This is a genomic window from Paenibacillus cineris (assembly GCF_018333335.1).
GTDB lineage: Bacteria > Bacillota > Bacilli > Paenibacillales > Paenibacillaceae > Paenibacillus_AQ > Paenibacillus_AQ favisporus.
This window is the reverse complement of the sequence record NZ_BORU01000002.1, coordinates 427,613-442,795: the sequence shown is the minus strand read 5'-3', so window position 1 is coordinate 442,795 and position 15,183 is coordinate 427,613. Positions and strand designations below refer to the sequence as shown.

15 protein-coding genes are annotated in these 15,183 nt (G+C 51.5%); 1 reads left to right on the top strand and 14 read right to left on the bottom strand.

Going from position 1 to position 15,183, the window contains the following annotated elements; all coding sequences use genetic code 11:
* Positions 1 to 22: 22 nt before the first annotated feature.
* The 3 genes from KI379_RS22785 to KI379_RS22775 all read right to left on the bottom strand — a co-directional run bounded on the left by KI379_RS22785 (position 23) and on the right by KI379_RS22775 (position 2,615).
* Positions 23 to 238: a hypothetical protein gene (locus KI379_RS22785; RefSeq protein ID WP_076172771.1), complete on the bottom strand. Its 216-nt coding sequence runs from the start codon at positions 236 to 238 to the stop codon at positions 23 to 25.
* Between the two features lie 473 nt (positions 239 to 711).
* On the bottom strand, positions 712 to 1,569 hold the full coding sequence (locus KI379_RS22780; protein ID WP_116232856.1) for a MurR/RpiR family transcriptional regulator: 858 nt from the start codon (positions 1,567 to 1,569) through the stop codon (positions 712 to 714).
* A 380-nt stretch (positions 1,570 to 1,949) separates the two neighbouring features.
* Positions 1,950 to 2,615: a GntR family transcriptional regulator gene (locus KI379_RS22775; RefSeq protein ID WP_212984987.1), complete on the bottom strand. Its 666-nt coding sequence runs from the start codon at positions 2,613 to 2,615 to the stop codon at positions 1,950 to 1,952.
* A 171-nt stretch (positions 2,616 to 2,786) separates the two neighbouring features.
* Here KI379_RS22775 and KI379_RS22770 point away from each other — a divergent pair, with 171 nt between their 5' ends.
* Complete coding sequence (locus KI379_RS22770) at positions 2,787 to 3,311, top strand: YbhB/YbcL family Raf kinase inhibitor-like protein (RefSeq protein WP_212984986.1); 525 nt, start codon at positions 2,787 to 2,789, stop codon at positions 3,309 to 3,311.
* Between the two features lie 532 nt (positions 3,312 to 3,843).
* Here KI379_RS22770 and KI379_RS22765 read toward each other — a convergent pair.
* From KI379_RS22765 to KI379_RS22715, 11 genes are all read right to left on the bottom strand, one after another.
* Positions 3,844 to 4,587, bottom strand: coding sequence for a hypothetical protein (locus KI379_RS22765; protein ID WP_212984985.1), 744 nt, complete (start codon positions 4,585 to 4,587; stop codon positions 3,844 to 3,846).
* Positions 4,584 to 5,282 (bottom strand): ABC transporter ATP-binding protein, encoded by a 699-nt coding sequence (locus KI379_RS22760; protein WP_152399435.1) that lies wholly within the window; start codon positions 5,280 to 5,282, stop codon positions 4,584 to 4,586. The genes KI379_RS22765 and KI379_RS22760 overlap by 4 nt, the downstream gene beginning before the upstream one ends.
* Entirely contained in the window at positions 5,260 to 5,676 is a 417-nt protein-coding gene (locus tag KI379_RS22755) for a GntR family transcriptional regulator (RefSeq protein ID WP_076172765.1), read from the bottom strand. The genes KI379_RS22760 and KI379_RS22755 overlap by 23 nt, the downstream gene beginning before the upstream one ends.
* Before the next feature lie 43 nt (positions 5,677 to 5,719).
* Positions 5,720 to 6,475: an ABC transporter permease gene (locus KI379_RS22750; RefSeq protein ID WP_076172764.1), complete on the bottom strand. Its 756-nt coding sequence runs from the start codon at positions 6,473 to 6,475 to the stop codon at positions 5,720 to 5,722.
* Positions 6,468 to 7,445 (bottom strand): ABC transporter ATP-binding protein, encoded by a 978-nt coding sequence (locus KI379_RS22745; protein WP_076172763.1) that lies wholly within the window; start codon positions 7,443 to 7,445, stop codon positions 6,468 to 6,470. Before KI379_RS22745 ends, KI379_RS22750 begins: the two co-directional genes overlap by 8 nt.
* A 284-nt stretch (positions 7,446 to 7,729) precedes the next feature.
* Positions 7,730 to 9,073 (bottom strand): glycoside hydrolase family 30 protein, encoded by a 1,344-nt coding sequence (locus KI379_RS22740; protein ID WP_089549170.1) that lies wholly within the window; start codon positions 9,071 to 9,073, stop codon positions 7,730 to 7,732.
* A gap of 46 nt (positions 9,074 to 9,119) precedes the next feature.
* Positions 9,120 to 10,766: a sugar ABC transporter substrate-binding protein gene (locus KI379_RS22735; protein ID WP_076172761.1), complete on the bottom strand. Its 1,647-nt coding sequence runs from the start codon at positions 10,764 to 10,766 to the stop codon at positions 9,120 to 9,122.
* Positions 10,767 to 10,838: 72 nt separating this feature from the next.
* A complete protein-coding gene (locus KI379_RS22730; RefSeq protein ID WP_089549172.1) occupies positions 10,839 to 11,723 on the bottom strand; it encodes a carbohydrate ABC transporter permease in 885 nt (294 codons plus the stop codon).
* A gap of 23 nt (positions 11,724 to 11,746) precedes the next feature.
* On the bottom strand, positions 11,747 to 12,736 hold the full coding sequence (locus KI379_RS22725) for an ABC transporter permease (protein ID WP_212984984.1): 990 nt from the start codon (positions 12,734 to 12,736) through the stop codon (positions 11,747 to 11,749).
* A gap of 127 nt (positions 12,737 to 12,863) precedes the next feature.
* Positions 12,864 to 13,883: a LacI family DNA-binding transcriptional regulator gene (locus KI379_RS22720; protein WP_076172759.1), complete on the bottom strand. Its 1,020-nt coding sequence runs from the start codon at positions 13,881 to 13,883 to the stop codon at positions 12,864 to 12,866.
* A gap of 192 nt (positions 13,884 to 14,075) precedes the next feature.
* Positions 14,076 to 15,131: a glycoside hydrolase family 76 protein gene (locus tag KI379_RS22715; RefSeq protein WP_212984983.1), complete on the bottom strand. Its 1,056-nt coding sequence runs from the start codon at positions 15,129 to 15,131 to the stop codon at positions 14,076 to 14,078.
* Between the last annotated feature and the right edge of the window lie 52 nt (positions 15,132 to 15,183).

Below are 15,183 nucleotides of genomic sequence, written 5' to 3'. Positions count from 1 at the left end.
TCTCCTTTCGCCGAGTTCCCTGTTACTCGTTTCGTATCTGCACCAGCAAAAGCTCAAGCTTGCCGGTATCGACATTCAGCCTTCCCTCAATCGTTTCGTATTCCTTGCCGCCGACGACGATATAGTTGACATGCTCCAGCGCAGCCACCATATTCATGCCCCATCTGCGCTCTTCCATCGTCCGCAGGCTGCCGTTTGACATCTTCTCGACCAAAATGACATCCATCTCATTTCCCATTTTCGTTACACCCCTTATTTCATTGCTTTGTACTTTACAGCATTTTTTTACGTCGGATCTTCCAGCGGGTTCCAAATGATTTTCACTTCCGACTATGAAAGGATGTACATATCCTCCCAAAACGCTCTCCATTCAAGCCTTGATGGCATTTTGTCAAATTTAAGTATAAATTGTCTGCTGCTGGAGGGAAACCAAAAGTTTGGGGTTTTTGCTGTTTTCCGAATCTTACCTGCCGAAGCGATTGGAGAGATCGCAGAACGGTGATATGATTCAAGGCAACGAACACAACTCTCGTGATGGAATAAAAAGTCGTTAGCGAGTCTTTTTGCCCGTGATAAAAGGCTGCCCCGGATTAAACGGAGCAGCCTCTTGCTGCAGCGTTACTCTTATACGTATTGGGCCTGTCCTCGCAGGTGCGGACGCGGTCAAGCGCGGAATGGCACGCTCCAACCGGGGCCAAAGCCCCCTTGAGGTCAGCCTCCCTTTTGTTTCGTCTTGTTGATCATCGCCCGGCTCTTCTCCAGGTAGTCCACCGACTGGTCATAGCTGCGGCTGGCGACACCCAGGTACAGCATGTCGATGATGTTCAGCTGGGTAATCCGGGAGGCGGTGGCCCCGCTGCGGATATCGTTTTCAGTCGATGAAGTGTACAGCTGGATGTCGGCAATCTCGCTCAGCGGCGAATTTCCGTATTTCGTAATGCAGATCGTCACCGCCCCCGCCTCCTTGGCGGCTTTCATGCCGGAGATGACATAGTCCGTTTTGCCGGAATACGAAATGCCGACGGCGGCATCCCGCTCTGTGAGCAGCACTGAAGAGGTCAGCTGCAGATGCGGGTCGGCAAACGAAAAGCTTGGCTTGTTGATCCGCAGAAACTTGTGCTGCGCATCCTGGGCGATGAGGTTCGAAGCGCCGATCCCGAAGAAAAAAATCCGCTCCGCCCGGCCGAGCGCCTCGATCGCCCGTTCAACCATGTGCTTGTCCAGCACCTTAACCGTGTTGCGGATCGACTGAATATTGTTATTCGTCACATTATGAATAATGGCATCCACCGAGTCATGCGGGCGGATCTCCTGATACCCTCCGGGCTCCTCCTGGCCTTCCTGCAGGTCACCCGCCACCTTGAGCATCAGCTCCTGGTAGCTCTTAAATCCGGCCGATTTGCACAATCTGACGACGGCGGCCTGACTCCCCCCGCTCCGGCGGGACAACTCGGCGATCGAAAGCCCGATCATCTCGCCCGGGTGCTGCAGAATAAAATCGGCCACCTTGCGCTCCGATGGTGTAATGTCATCCAGAATTTCCCGCAGTCGGACTATTCCTCCGTTCATGTCATTCCTCACTTTCGCTGGCTCGAAAATATGGATCCGTTAGGATCCGCTGACCTTCACAAAACTGGAAAATGTTCACAGACCTTATCCCTCTATTTTAAAGGAATCATACTCCCGAGATAAAGTGATTTTTTAAAGATATCCGCACGCATCCGAGGTTCCTCCATCTCCGAGATCCGGCCTGGTTGTCGCCCGATGGGTCTGATGGTAGAATACACCTGATTTTACCAGTATGGTTTTGGAACGAGCTGAGCCAGGAGAAAGGTGAGATGAGCTGAGATGAGTGTAGACATCATTATAAAAGGAGCCGTCTGCCATAGCGCAGACAGCTCCTTTTTTTGATTTCAGAAAGGATACGTGGCGGTTTGAAGGGGATCCGCTTATCGATGGTCAAACAGGATATCCGCAGTGAGTTGGATGTGGGTCTTAAAAATCTCGACGGCACGATCGCCATCACGGCTTACTACGGCATCCGCTAATGCCTTATGTTCGGCGCGGCCATCACGAACGGACTGCTGCGGGGGTGAATAATGCCGATAAAATTCGCTTAAATCCCACAGGCGTCTGCAAATATCCAGAAGCACCGGATTGGGACATGCAGCGATAAGTTCGTAATGAAATTGACGGTGAATGTCGGACCATTCTTCGCGAACGACGAGCTTTGGATGACCATCCTCGTACTCGGGTGTTTGCGATAGTTTATGGTGAACAGCGATGACATTGGATTCCCATGTGAGATCGCCGTGAGCGATGGACAGGCGTAAGGCTGCCGATTCATTGATCAACCGCGCTTCGATGATGCTTTTCAGTTCTTCTTCCGACGCCGTCTTCACGGAAAATCCGTGATTCGGGTTCTGTATGACGAGGCCTTGGGTCGCTAAACGGGTTAGCGCTTCCCGAACGACGGCAACCGAGACTTCGAAACCTTTGGCTAGGTCCGAAACGGTTAATGGAGCGCCCGGTTCATATTGTCCGTCCAAAATATCATACCTCAGTTTTTTTGTGACATTTTCACTTAAAGTGGACGAACCGTTTCTTTTGGCCATGAAGCCGACACCATCCTTTATGCATATCGGGATTGTACACGTTTAAATAATTTACACCGAAACCTACAAAAATACAATAATAAGTCGATAATCCACATACAAAAAGATTTTTATTTACAGAATCGATTCTTGAATATATAATCGACTCATACAAAAAAGGAGGAGTTTACAATGAACAACCCATTTGCGAAATTGCCGGAAGTTGAAGCCTTTCGGTTAACGAGTCATGATATTGCGGAGGGTCTTCCCCTGCCTCCCCAGCAATACGCTTCTGGAGTGGAAGGCGGTAAAGATCTTTCGCCCCATTTGAAATGGTCCGATGCGCCCGAAGGGACGAAGAGCTACGCCGTAACCGCATATGACCCGGATGCCCCGACCGGATCGGGCTTCTGGCACTGGGCCGTCATCAACATCCCTGCCAATGTCACCGAGCTGCCGACTGGTGCAGGCGACGAGCATGGCACCGGCTTGCCGCAAGGCGCCCTGCAGCTGCCGAACGATGCCCGGCTCGAACGGTTTATCGGTGCGGCGCCTCCAGCGGGACATGGTCCGCATCGGTATTATTTTGTCGTTCATGCGCTGGATGTTGAGGATATCGGCGTTGACCGCAGCGCCACGCTGGCCGTCTTAGGATTCACCATGCTGGGTCATACGCTGGGGAGAGCCGTGCTCGTGGCTACAGGGGAAAGCAAGTAACCCAAACCGTTTGTCGATGGAATGAAAAGAGAGTTTGTTTGTTTGTGTTGTTGCCGCCGGTATAGAGCATCGAGGCAGGAACGGCACGACAAATGCACCGAGCGAAGCCGAGTTAAGTACGGAGGTGGCTGTGAGATTGAACGATCCAATTTATCAAAGCATATGCCCCCTGTGCCATCAGCCAATTAAAGATTTGAAGCACACGATCATATGCGGCTGCGGGAGCAAAATAAGAAAACCGTCTATCGACGTACCTTCAAAGAAGACAGACCGCGTTTAGCTGAAGTTTTTCTTGCGATTATAGAATGGTTCAGCTTCGCTGAAATTTATAAATTCTATAATCTTTAAAAACACCATCAAATTCAAATAACCCAGTAAGCAAAAAAGGTATCCGTACACGAAACACTTTTTGAAGTGTCAGTGTACGGGTACCTTTTCAGTTCCCTAACCTTTCTTTCTGTAGCAAACGGCGGCACGGTTTACCCCTGCGTCCGGTCTTCAACCTAACGCCGCTCAAGGCCCACCCTTTTCCTTATCTCGCTTCAATCTTTTTCTCTATACACCATTTGATCACGTACAAAAAAGCGACACACAGCAGCCCCTCAAACACGATGGAGCCCCAGGTTTGCCAGGCAGACAGGAGACCCGGCAGCTCCCGGGCCAGCACGCCGGACTGAGAGCTCCACTGCAGATCCACGCTTCCGAACAACGCGGACGAATCCTGGCCGAACAGAAATTCTTCAACATAAGACAGGACGATGGTCAGGACGATAAAAATCAGCAGTCCGACCCAAAACACGCCCTTGGTTACCAGGCTGCGCGCCAAGGCGATCGTCATATAAAACGTCAAAAAGCCGTATACGAGCAGAAACAGATATTCTACAACGATCAGCACGATGGCCCAGACCGGAATCTGGCCGGCCCAGCTGAATCCGCCCCCTAAGTTGACCACCATATAGGCAGTGAATGCCGCTCCAATTACGGTCATCACCAGCGAGTTAAGCAATCCGTACAGCAGGGAAGCTCCCACGTAAGACAAGGCACCTACCGGTACGAGCCGGCGGCTGACCGTAGAGATGTTGTAGTCAAACACACGGAGGCTGGAAATGAAGTAAATCACCGAGACTGCGCCGAAGAACAGGACCGAGAGGACAATTTTGACTTCATCCGTGGCCCTGGACCAGAGGAGGACGAACTCGCACAGGAGGAGAATCGCCATCCCGCCGAGCAGCAGCGTCGCGTTGCGCTTTAAATCGTATTTTAACAGCTTGATCATTCGCCAAACACCTCTTTAAACAGATCGTCAATGCCTTTTCCACGGTTGATGCGGATGCTCTCGACTTCCTCGTGCAGGACGATGACGCCGTCTTGGATGAACATGACTTCATCAAAAATCCGCTCCATATCGCGCACCAGATGCGTGCTGACGATCAGGCTGCTGTCTTCGCTGTAGAAGCGGACGATCGCGTCCAGAATTTTACCCCGGGCCACCGGATCCACGCCGCCGATCGGCTCGTCAAGCAGATACAGGTTCACTTGGCGGGAGAGGGCCAGCGTCAGCTGCAGCCGTTCGCCCATGCCCTTGGAAAGGGAGCTGACCCGGTCGTTCTCCTTCAAATTCATAAAGTCGAGCATCTCGCGCGCCTTTTCCAAGTCGAAATCATCATAGAAATCCCGGTAAAAAGCAACCGCATCCTTCACCCGCATCCAGCTCTCCGTCAGCGGAAGGTCCGGCATATAAGAGATCAGGCTGCGCGTTTCCTTGCCCACCGGCTTGCCCAGCACGGAAATGCTTCCCGCGGTAGGCGGCGTCAGCCCGGCGGCGATCCGCATCAGCGTGCTCTTCCCGCTGCCGTTCGACCCGAGCAGGCCGACGATCCGGCCCGGTCCGATGCGCAGTGACACGCTGTTCAGCGCCAGCTTGCCTCCGTATTTCTTGGATACGCCGTCAACTTTGAGCAGTGTTTCCACCCTTAGCCCCCTCCTTTACGCCTTGCTTTCGGTCCTCCGCGACCGCCTCGCTTACGATGGAGACGATGTCTTGATTTTTGAACCCCAGCTCCTGCATGCCATGGATAAACTGGTGAAGCAATTCGCCCGCCATTTCCTTTTTAATCGCCATAATCTTCGATTCCTCGCTTGTCACATATCTTCCCAGCCCGCGCCGGGTCTCTACGACTTCCTCGCGTTCCAGCTCCTGAAACGTGCGCTGGATCGTGTTCGGGTTGATCTGCAGGTCGGCCGCCAGTTCCCTTACGGAAGGGATTTTATCGCCCGGCTGCAGGATGCCTGAGACAATTTGTCTCTTGATATGGTTCATGATTTGCAGATAGATCGGCAAATTGTTGTCGAATTCAATACTCACTTCAGGACAGACTCCTTTCGCCGTCAGCTTACGTTCCCGCGCATCAGGCTATATCACGTTTCTTAAACGTAACAAAGCTGGCGACAAGAAACAAGACGAGATATGCCGCCAGAACGGCGATGGAAAAGCCCAGGCTCATCCCCTGAATCGGTGCGTGACCGCCCTGACTGTACACCGACAGGTCTGCGTTCGGGAACAGCACGTATTTATAGAAGCTTTTCGGAATAACGATTCCGCTGAACATCACCGAGGCCATGCCTACACCCATCGCGGCTCCCGTCGACCGGGTCAGCACCCCCATCATAAAGGCCAGTGTCATGAAAATGATGCTGTACACCAGCGTGCTGCCTCCGGCCACCAGCACATCCCGCCAGCCGGCTTCCCCTGCATCCGTGCCGAAGAAGAACGCACCCGCTGCGAAGCTCAGCACCGTCAGCCATACGGCCAACGACAGCGTAAACAGGACGGCCGCCGTGTACTTGGATGCCAAAACTGCGGACCGGCTCTGCCCGCGGATCAGCAGGAACTTGATCGTTCCTTGGCCGTGCTCCCCGGATACGATGCCGGCCGTGAAGATGATCGCCAGCATGGCCGTCATTTGGCCAAAGCCGCTCATACCCGCCATCAACACCGTATAATCCAGGGCGCTCGCCCCTGTCAGCATCTCGCCACCCCAACGCTTCAGAATCCAGCCCAGGGCGATTGCGGCCACTGCAGCGATGGCATAAGGAATGAAGAAGCTGCGCTTCTTGGCCATCTTGAGCCATTCGTTGACCACCAGCAAAGAAAAACTACGCAATTTGGTTTCCTCCCGTCCATTTCAGGAATTCGTCTTCTAGAGACTGCTTGAGCTCGGTAATGAGGTAAATCGGGATCCTGCCGCTGCCCAGCCGCTCCACTACCCCCGGAATGTCCTTGTACTGCAAGGAAAGAATCATCTCGCTTTGTTCCGGGTTCACCGCCAGTACCTCGGCCAGATCCAGCCCTTCGAGCAGCCTCTTCGCCTCTTCCAGGCGGCCGACGCGGAACATGACGCGCATCGCTTCCTGCTGCCCCGGCTGCACCGCTTCCCCGCTGCCTCCGCCAATGGAGCGGACCGTCACCAGCTTGCCGTCTTGAATGACGACGACCCGGCTGCACAGCTGCTCCATTTCAAGCAGGAGGTGACTCGACACCAGGATGGAGATGCCTTCTTCGCGGGCGATATTTTTGAGATAGTCGCGCATCTCCCGGATGCCCGCCGGATCCAGGCCGTTCGTCGGCTCATCCAGAATCAGGACCGACGGCTCATGCAGCAGCGCCTGGGCGATGCCGAGCCGCTGGCGCATGCCGAGCGAGTAGGCTTTGACCTTCTTCTTCATGGCCTGCTCCAGCCCTACGAGCCGGACGACCTCGTCGATCCGCTCCCGGCTGATCCAGGGATTCATCCGCTGATACTGCTTCAAATTATCGTATCCGGTCATATACGGGTAGAACTCCGGGTTCTCGATAATCGCCCCGATATGGCGGATCGCCTGCTTCCAGTCGTTGCGGATGCTGCTCCCGCGGACCAGCACATCTCCCTCCGTCATCCCGATCAATCCGGCGATCATGCGGATGGTTGTCGTCTTGCCCGCACCGTTGGGCCCCAGCAGGCCTACCACTTCGCCTTTATGCACATCAAAAGAAAGCTGGCTGACGATCCACTTGCTTCCGATCCGTTTCGATACCCCTTGGAGTGAAAGAACCGGCGCATCGGCGTCCGCCTGCATATTTGTTCGATGGTTCATGCTCACAACTCCCTTGTATTAGTGTTATAGTTGGATAGTACACTAGAACATTGAGATTGTAAAGCCCAATCATGTTGTTTCGGAGTAAATTTTCTTTGTGTCACTCCGACCAAGCCGCGCAGTTTGTAGGAAAATTTGAGAAAAAAAATTCGGCGACCACTCTCCGGTAAAATACCGGGAAGCGATCGCCGTGCAGCGTAATCCTCTTTTATACTTTTCAATCGGCGCAGGCCGTTTTCTCATGTAACAAGCCGGTTTTTATTATAAAACGGCCCCTCTACTAGTTACGCTTCAAACATTAACGTTAAAGCGCTCTTGGGCGGCATCTCAAGCTGCAATGCCTCTTTTCCGTGCAGCTGAACAGCTACACTCTCCGATGCTTCACTGTCGTTAAACAGAACGGCTGCAATAGAGCCATCCGTATTTTTAAAGGCAACGGAGCGGATCAGATCATTGCTGGTCGAAGCAATACGCCGCGCTTTCGGACGGATCCCCTTGCTGAAATGCGCCAGCGCATAGTAGTCCAGCGTATAGGTTAGTTCCTTCGTCTGCTGATTCACGGTCACAATACCGCGACAGGTGCTTGTACCAAAGCCGGGTACGGTAGGGCCATTTTTCTCATCCAGTGCCATATTCCATAAGACGTAAGACTTGCTATGATTGCGGAGAATCTCGATACCTGTCCGCATGACATTCGAGAAGGCTTGCTCAAACGGCGGAATCCACTCCCCGCCCGACCCTTCCGTGAAATGGACCTCTTTATCAGGGAAAACTTCGAATACGTCCGATTGGGCTGACGGCTTGCCGCCGTACCAGTGCCAAGCGACACCATCCACCGCATCGCCGGCCTGCTCTAACACCGTCAGCGGGTAGTCGGGTTTATCCCAATTGTGATCATAACAGAGGATTTTCGTATCGATATGATTCTTCACGAATTGCGGCTTCAGGTGATTCTTAATGAAATCACTTTGTGCCTCAGGCAGCATGATCATGCCGGGATAATGACCTGGTGAATACAAGGCCTCATTTTGCGGCGTCACCGCATAGATAGGCAGACCTTTTGATGCATACTCCTGAATATAACGGACGAAATAATGGGCATAAACCGGATAGCACTCTTGCTTCAGCTCTCCGCCGATCATCGACCCGCTTGTCTTCATCCAGCCAGGCGGGCTCCAGGGCGAACCCATCAGCTTCATATCCGGATTCAATCGCAGCGCTTCCTGCAGGAGTGGAATAATATCGTCCTCATCGTGTGCAATGGAAAACTGCTTCAGCTCCATATCGGCCTGGCCTTCCGGCAGATCATTATAACTGTAGAAGTCACGTGCATAATCAGATGCGCCCATGGGCTGGCGCAGTACCGACAAACCAATCCCTTCGTTCGGATCGAACAATTGTGTCATAAGCTCCGAACGCTGCTCGGCCCCCAGTACTTGATGAATCAGATAAGCCGCGGAATCCGTGAAGGACGCGCCAAAGCCATCCATCTCCTGATACGTCTGCTCCTCATCGATAACAACCGTATTCAGCAGTGCAGAGGGAGATACAGGCGTAAGCTCCTCCTTCGTTTTCTTAATGAATAATTCCTCTTCCCCGTTCGACTGGTAGATTGTCATGTTCAGCATGTTGTTCCCTCCAGATTTCTATATAACGTTTCCTATCCGTGAACGCTTATTTCAGCCCAAGCTTTTCTTTGTTCGCTTTCATCTTCTCATTGCGAACCTCCACGATTTTGTCCCAATTGTTACTGTCCAGGAACTTTTTGTATTCATTCAAGAGGCTATCAAACGCAGCATCATCCTTCGAACGAATCATACTGATGAGTGTCGAGTTCCATTTGGTATTGATTGCGGCCAAAGAACGCGCTTCCGGTGTGCCTTGGTCAGGGTTGATATTCTCCAGAATAAAGTGTGGCACCAGCTTTCCTTTACCCCATTCCTGCATTTGCTTGATGGCATCCGGGAATGCGTCACCACTGAGCGCTTTGTGGCGGTCATGGCCAAAGAACATGAATTCTCCCATGCGGTAATCCTTTTTAAAAGAATCCGGGTTGTTCAACTGAAGCTCCTTCACAGCAGGCAGGAACTCGACTTTACCATCCGCGTTCACTTTATAGGTCTCGCCTTCAATACCATAGTTCATCAGCATTTGTCCTTCTTCGCTTAACAAGTAGGTGAAGAGCTGAATCGATTTAGCGGGATCCACATTATTTTTCGTAATAAAGCTGATCATCCAGCCTGTGATCCCGGATTGGTTCAGTGTCGGTGAATGCAAGGCCGTGCTTTGGGGTCCGTCAATCGCGATATACTCTTTGCCTTTATTATTACTGTAGAAGCTTTGCAGGTTGCCGCCCTGCTGCGGTGTTCCATCCAGTAAAATGGTTGCATATTTGCCGGCCTTGACCTTTTCTTCAAAAGCTGTTCCGTCATCGGCAAAGCTGTCATCGCTGATCGCCCCGGCTCTGTATACGGAATTAAGCGTCTTTACCCAAGTTAAATAGTCTTCATCGAGGTTACGGTTATAGAATCCGCCATTCTTGTCTTCCAGCGGCACGCCGATGAAGTCCTGAAGCGTATCGCCAAGCGATCCTGTTCCTTCACCAATGGAATTGAACCCGAATGGAATCAGGTCAGGGAATTTATTCTTGATATCCTGGAGGACAGCCTGAAATTGTTCTGGTGTGCCCATGACCGGCTTACCCAAGGCTTCGTAAACATCCTTACGGATGATAAATGCCGTTTTCGCAGGAATATTGCCGCTGTCATAGTCCTTTTGTGTATTGGAATAGTTCGGATATCCGTAGGTTTTGCCGTCCTTGAGCTTGAACCAGTTGAGCGTGTCTTGTGCAGCGACTTTATTGAAGTAGGGATCATATTTCTCAGCCAGATCATTTAACGGCAGCGCCCATGTGGCCGCTTTTTGTACCACCGGGGAGTTGGAATCAAACGTTGTGATCAAATCCGGCATTTCCCCGCCGGCAAAAAACGTGTTCAATTTGGTATCGTCACCCGTGATGAACTTGATATTGATATTCAGATCTTCCTTGATTTTCTTGGTGACAACGTCCTTGCCGAAATCCGTATTCCACCAATCCGCATTTACATACCAAGTCAGGTTGGTTACCTCTTCTTTTTTATCCAGCTTCCAGGCCGGAGTCTCAGCATCCGGTGTATAACGGTCTTCGATCGAAACCCAATTCTCCTTCTTTGAGCCGGACTTGCCGCCCGATCCGCTGCAGCCGCTCACAACCAATACAACACTCATCAATGCAGTAATCAGTGTGAGTCCTTTCTTTCCAAAAGCTTTGTTCGTAAACATCCTATACCCTCCCTTTTAATTAAAGCGCTTTCCTGATAGAGCCTGTGTTTTTACAGCCAGCTTCTTGTCCACTTATTCTTTGACTGCTCCAAGCATCATTCCCGAGATAAAATATCTTTGCAATATCGGATACATCACAACAATCGGCAGCGTTGTTACGACGATTGTTGCTAGTTGGACCCCTTTCGTGGTGGTTTGAATCGCTACCGAACCGATATTTTGCATCGATTGCGTCTGAGACTGCACAATAATTTCATACAGCATCATCTGCAAGGGATATAGCGATTGGTCGGTGATATACAGTTTCGTGGTCATAAAATCATTCCATTGCCCTACCCCGTTAAAAAGAGCGATTGTGGCCATGGCCGGCATAGAAAGAGGAATGAATATGCTCAGAAAAACTCTCCAGTCGCCACCGCCATCGATCTTTGCCGACTCTTCCAGCGAATCCGGCACATTGCGGAAGAAATTCATCAGAATGATGACATCATAGAAGCTTAAGAGAGCCGGAATAATATAAACCCAGAAGGTGTTCAGCAGGCCCAAGCTTTTAATCAATAAGTAGGTCGGAATCATACCGCCCGAGAAAAACATGGTGATGACACCCATCGCAACGTAGAACTTGCGGCCGCGGACGTATTTTTTGCTCAGGCCGTAACCCACCATGGCACAGAAGAATACATGGGTGATAACCCCGATCACGGTTTTGGCAACAGAGATGAAAAAGGCCTGCCATATGCCTGTATCCCTGAACACAGCCTGATAATTCTCAAGCGATAATTCCTTAGGCCAGAAGATAAACCCGCCCTCGGCAAGGGCCCTGCCCGAACTGAAGGATGAAACGACGACGTTCCATAACGGAACGACAATAATAATCGTAAATACAACCAATAGGATGATGTTGATCGTATCAAAGATCTTGCTATCGAGATCCCCTTTTGCTGCTTTCAAATTCACCGTAATGCCTCCCCCTGCATGGCCTATAGAACGGATTGATTATCATTTAATTTGCTGGTCACCTTATTAGCCGTAACGAGCAGAATGACCGATATGATGGATACACCCAAACCAACCGCGGTGGCATAAGAGAAATCCCCTTGCGTCATCCCCATCCGGTACACGTACGAGTTAATGACTTCTGCCTTTTCCCGGTTCTGTGAATTCATCAGCACCAAGGTTTGATCCAAATTCGACCCCAATAAACCGCTTACAGTCAGGATCAGATTTAAGCTGATAATCATCTTCATGTTAGGCAGTGTGATGTTCCAGATTTGTCTGAGGCGACTCGCACCATCGATTTTTGCGGCCTCATAGTAGGTAGGATCAATCTTGGACATGACCGCCAAGTACAGAATCGTCCCCCATCCAGCTTCCTTCCAGATATCCGATAAGGTCGCAATCCACCAATACTTGCTCGGGTCGAGCAGAATATTTTGCGGCTGCGAGATCAGCCCTAAGCCAAGCAGCACTTCGTTAAGTAAACCGGAGGTGGAGAACCAGGTAATGAGCATTCCGCCCAGCACGATCCATGACAAGAAGTGAGGCAGATACGAAATGGTCTGTACGAACTTTTTGAACCGGCCCATGCTAACCTCGTAAATCATAATGGCCAAAATGATCGGAATGACAAAGCCCACCGCCAATTTCAAAAAGCTGATGCCCAGCGTGTTGACTACGGAATCCCAAAAATACTTGTCCGATATAATAATTTTGAAATTGTCCAGGCCAACCCACGGAGCGGAATCCAGCGTATCAATGACGGTGTAATTTTTAAAAGCAATGGATAAACCATAAATCGGTATGTAGCAAAAAATAAACATAAAGATAACACCGGGAAGAATCATCGATTGAAGCTCCCATTGCCGCTTGAAATCAATGAAAAACTCCTTGATTCTCTGCCCTCGCGGCTTCTTTCCGGTTGGTTGAACCGGGCCTGTGCCGGTTGGCTGAACTAAAACGGTTTTGCCCACCTGGTAAGCCTCCTTTGATCACAAAATGACAGACTCAAATAAAAACGTTTTTATTTTTTGGCAAAAAATATCCTCTTATTTTGTATCATTTTAAAAAAAGAATCGGAATAATCATTGGATCTTTCACTTAAACCGGTTTATTCCGATTGATCTTCACATGACTGGTGCCGCGAACGACAAGCTCCCCAGGCAATTTCTGAGTCTTGCCTTGCTCTTTCTTCTGAATCATGCGAACCAGGTGATCCACGGCCAGAATGCCTTGTCTGGCAATCTGATTGCGTACGGTCGAGAGAGGCGGTGTAAAATACTGCGCAATATCAATATCATCGAAGCCCACGACGCTTATATCTTGGGGAACCTCGTATCCCAGGGATTTCAGGGCCCGAATACAACCGATGGCACTCACGTCGTTACCGGCAAGAAAAGCATCGGGCACTTTGTCGGGGTGTAGGTGAAGAAAGGATTTCACTGCGTTATAGGAGCCTTCTTCCTCAAAATAACCTTGCAGGATATAGTCTCCATCGATGGGAAACTGACACTCGCGCAGAGCAGCCAGATATCCTTCTTTCCGCTGAACGCTGTCAAACATCGTATCCACGCCGGAAATATAGGCAATCTTCTTATGCCCCAGGCTGATCAAATATTTAGTCGCTTCATAACCGGCCTCATAGGAGTCGAAAATGATGCTGCCCATCGTCTCTTTCTGAATCTCGCGATCCAGGAACACGGCATTGATCTTGTCCTTCTCCATAGCGGCGATGTCTTTGTCGTCGATCCTCAGCTCTTCGAATATGATGACGCCATCCACCCGGCCGCCCATAATATTGCTCATGATAACCTGCTTATCCTTCGTAATAAACACATTCAATCCGTAACCCAAACGGTCGCATTCATGTGACATCGACTCAACCAGTGTGTAGAAGTAGGGCCCTGCCACGCTTGTTGTAAAAAAGCCAAGCATCTTGGTCTTCCCCGACTTCAGCAGCTTCCCGTTCAGGTTCGGTACATAATTTAATTGTTCTGCCACCTTCAGAACATGTGATTTGGTCTCCGGGGTCAATACATCCACGTCATTCAATGCATTCGAAACCGTAGAAATGGAGACTCCGGCTGCTTTAGCTACATCCTTGATCGTTACCTTACCCATATAACCATTCTTCCTTTGCTATAAAAACGTTTTTATGTACATAAAATACCATACAAGCGCTTTCAACACAATCCTTTTTTTAATAAGCGGGAAAACAAACCAAAAGACCGCCCACTTTACGTGAGCGGTCCACTGAGCCTGCCTTCCATACCAACGATGAAGTTCTACTGCTTAAGATATCGTTAAACATGCTTATGGTTTATTCTCATGATCGGCAAACCCCAGTTTCTCCAGCACCGCCATGCGCTCCAGCAGCTTCACGCCGCTCAGCTGGGTGCTCAGGGTTACCGGATCTGCCGGCGCCTGGCTCCAGTCCGTTCCGAACAGGCATGCGGCGCTTCGCCCGGCGTCCCACAGCACGCCGGCATTTGCGGCGAGCATCGGGACGGCAAGCCGGGCCGCCTCCTCCGAGGCCAGGCTCAGCTCAGCCAGGTAGCGGACCAGGATGCCTTTGAACAGGCCGCCGTCCCCGCTTCCTTCGTCCGGGAACACGCCGTCATCCGCGGCAAGCTCCGCCTTGGCGGCCTCGGCCGTGCGCAGAGCATCCACGAGGAAGCCCGGCTCCCCGCTCACCCGCCACAGCTCCACGCCCGCACCGATAAAGACACCCTGGCAGTAGGTAAACTTCCAGTCCTTATCAATGCTTCCGTCCCCGGTCCGGTTCATGCCGTCCCAGACGAAGCCGGTGGCGGGATCGACCAGGGAGCGCTGCTGCCAATCGTATATTTTGCGGGCCCACTTCAAATCCTCCGTGCTGCCAAAGCACCGGTACAGCCTTGCCGCGAGAATGGCGGCGGGCGCATTGGCCGGGGTGTTTTTGTAAGCCAGCTGGGATTTATGCCACGCGATGCCGCCTCCCATATGGTCGTTCCATCCGCTCTGGATGTCCTCCCACAGGATGTGGACGGTTTCCTTGTACGTCTCCTCGCCGGTCGCCTCGTACGCGCGCAGCCAGGCAAGCGCCATCCATTCCATATCGTCGTACAGCTCATTCGGGTACACGCCGCCGTTCCGGCGCCGGATGCCGTCATGCAGCTCCGCGAGCATCTCCCCGTACACCGCCTCGCCGGTGCGCAGCAGTCCGTCCACCAGCACGTCGGCGGCATGCGCCATCCACCAGTAATGAAAAATCGTGTTGCAATCGCCGTTCGGGCACGGCGTTTCAATATTAAACATGGCGATACCCGGGTTCCAATAATGTCGGCGCAGCGCTTCCTGCGCCGCATCCGCGCGTTCTGACCACAGCATGGCCTCCTCTCTCCCCTTTCAACGGCACCCGAATGGAGTGCCTTTCATTCCG

Coding starts and splice junctions, on each gene's coding strand:
- KI379_RS22775 (WP_212984987.1), bottom strand. CDS start 2,615: ATGGCCAAAAGAAACGGTTCGTCCACTTTAAGTGAAAATGTCACAAAA.
- KI379_RS22720 (WP_076172759.1), bottom strand. CDS start 13,883: ATGGGTAAGGTAACGATCAAGGATGTAGCTAAAGCAGCCGGAGTCTCC.
- KI379_RS22715 (WP_212984983.1), bottom strand. CDS start 15,131: ATGCTGTGGTCAGAACGCGCGGATGCGGCGCAGGAAGCGCTGCGCCGA.
- KI379_RS22770 (WP_212984986.1), top strand. CDS start 2,787: ATGAACAACCCATTTGCGAAATTGCCGGAAGTTGAAGCCTTTCGGTTA.
- KI379_RS22740 (WP_089549170.1), bottom strand. CDS start 9,073: ATGCTGAACATGACAATCTACCAGTCGAACGGGGAAGAGGAATTATTC.
- KI379_RS22780 (WP_116232856.1), bottom strand. CDS start 1,569: ATGAACGGAGGAATAGTCCGACTGCGGGAAATTCTGGATGACATTACA.
- KI379_RS22765 (WP_212984985.1), bottom strand. CDS start 4,587: ATGATCAAGCTGTTAAAATACGATTTAAAGCGCAACGCGACGCTGCTG.
- KI379_RS22735 (WP_076172761.1), bottom strand. CDS start 10,766: ATGTTTACGAACAAAGCTTTTGGAAAGAAAGGACTCACACTGATTACT.
- KI379_RS22745 (WP_076172763.1), bottom strand. CDS start 7,445: ATGAACCATCGAACAAATATGCAGGCGGACGCCGATGCGCCGGTTCTT.
- KI379_RS22785 (WP_076172771.1), bottom strand. CDS start 238: ATGGGAAATGAGATGGATGTCATTTTGGTCGAGAAGATGTCAAACGGC.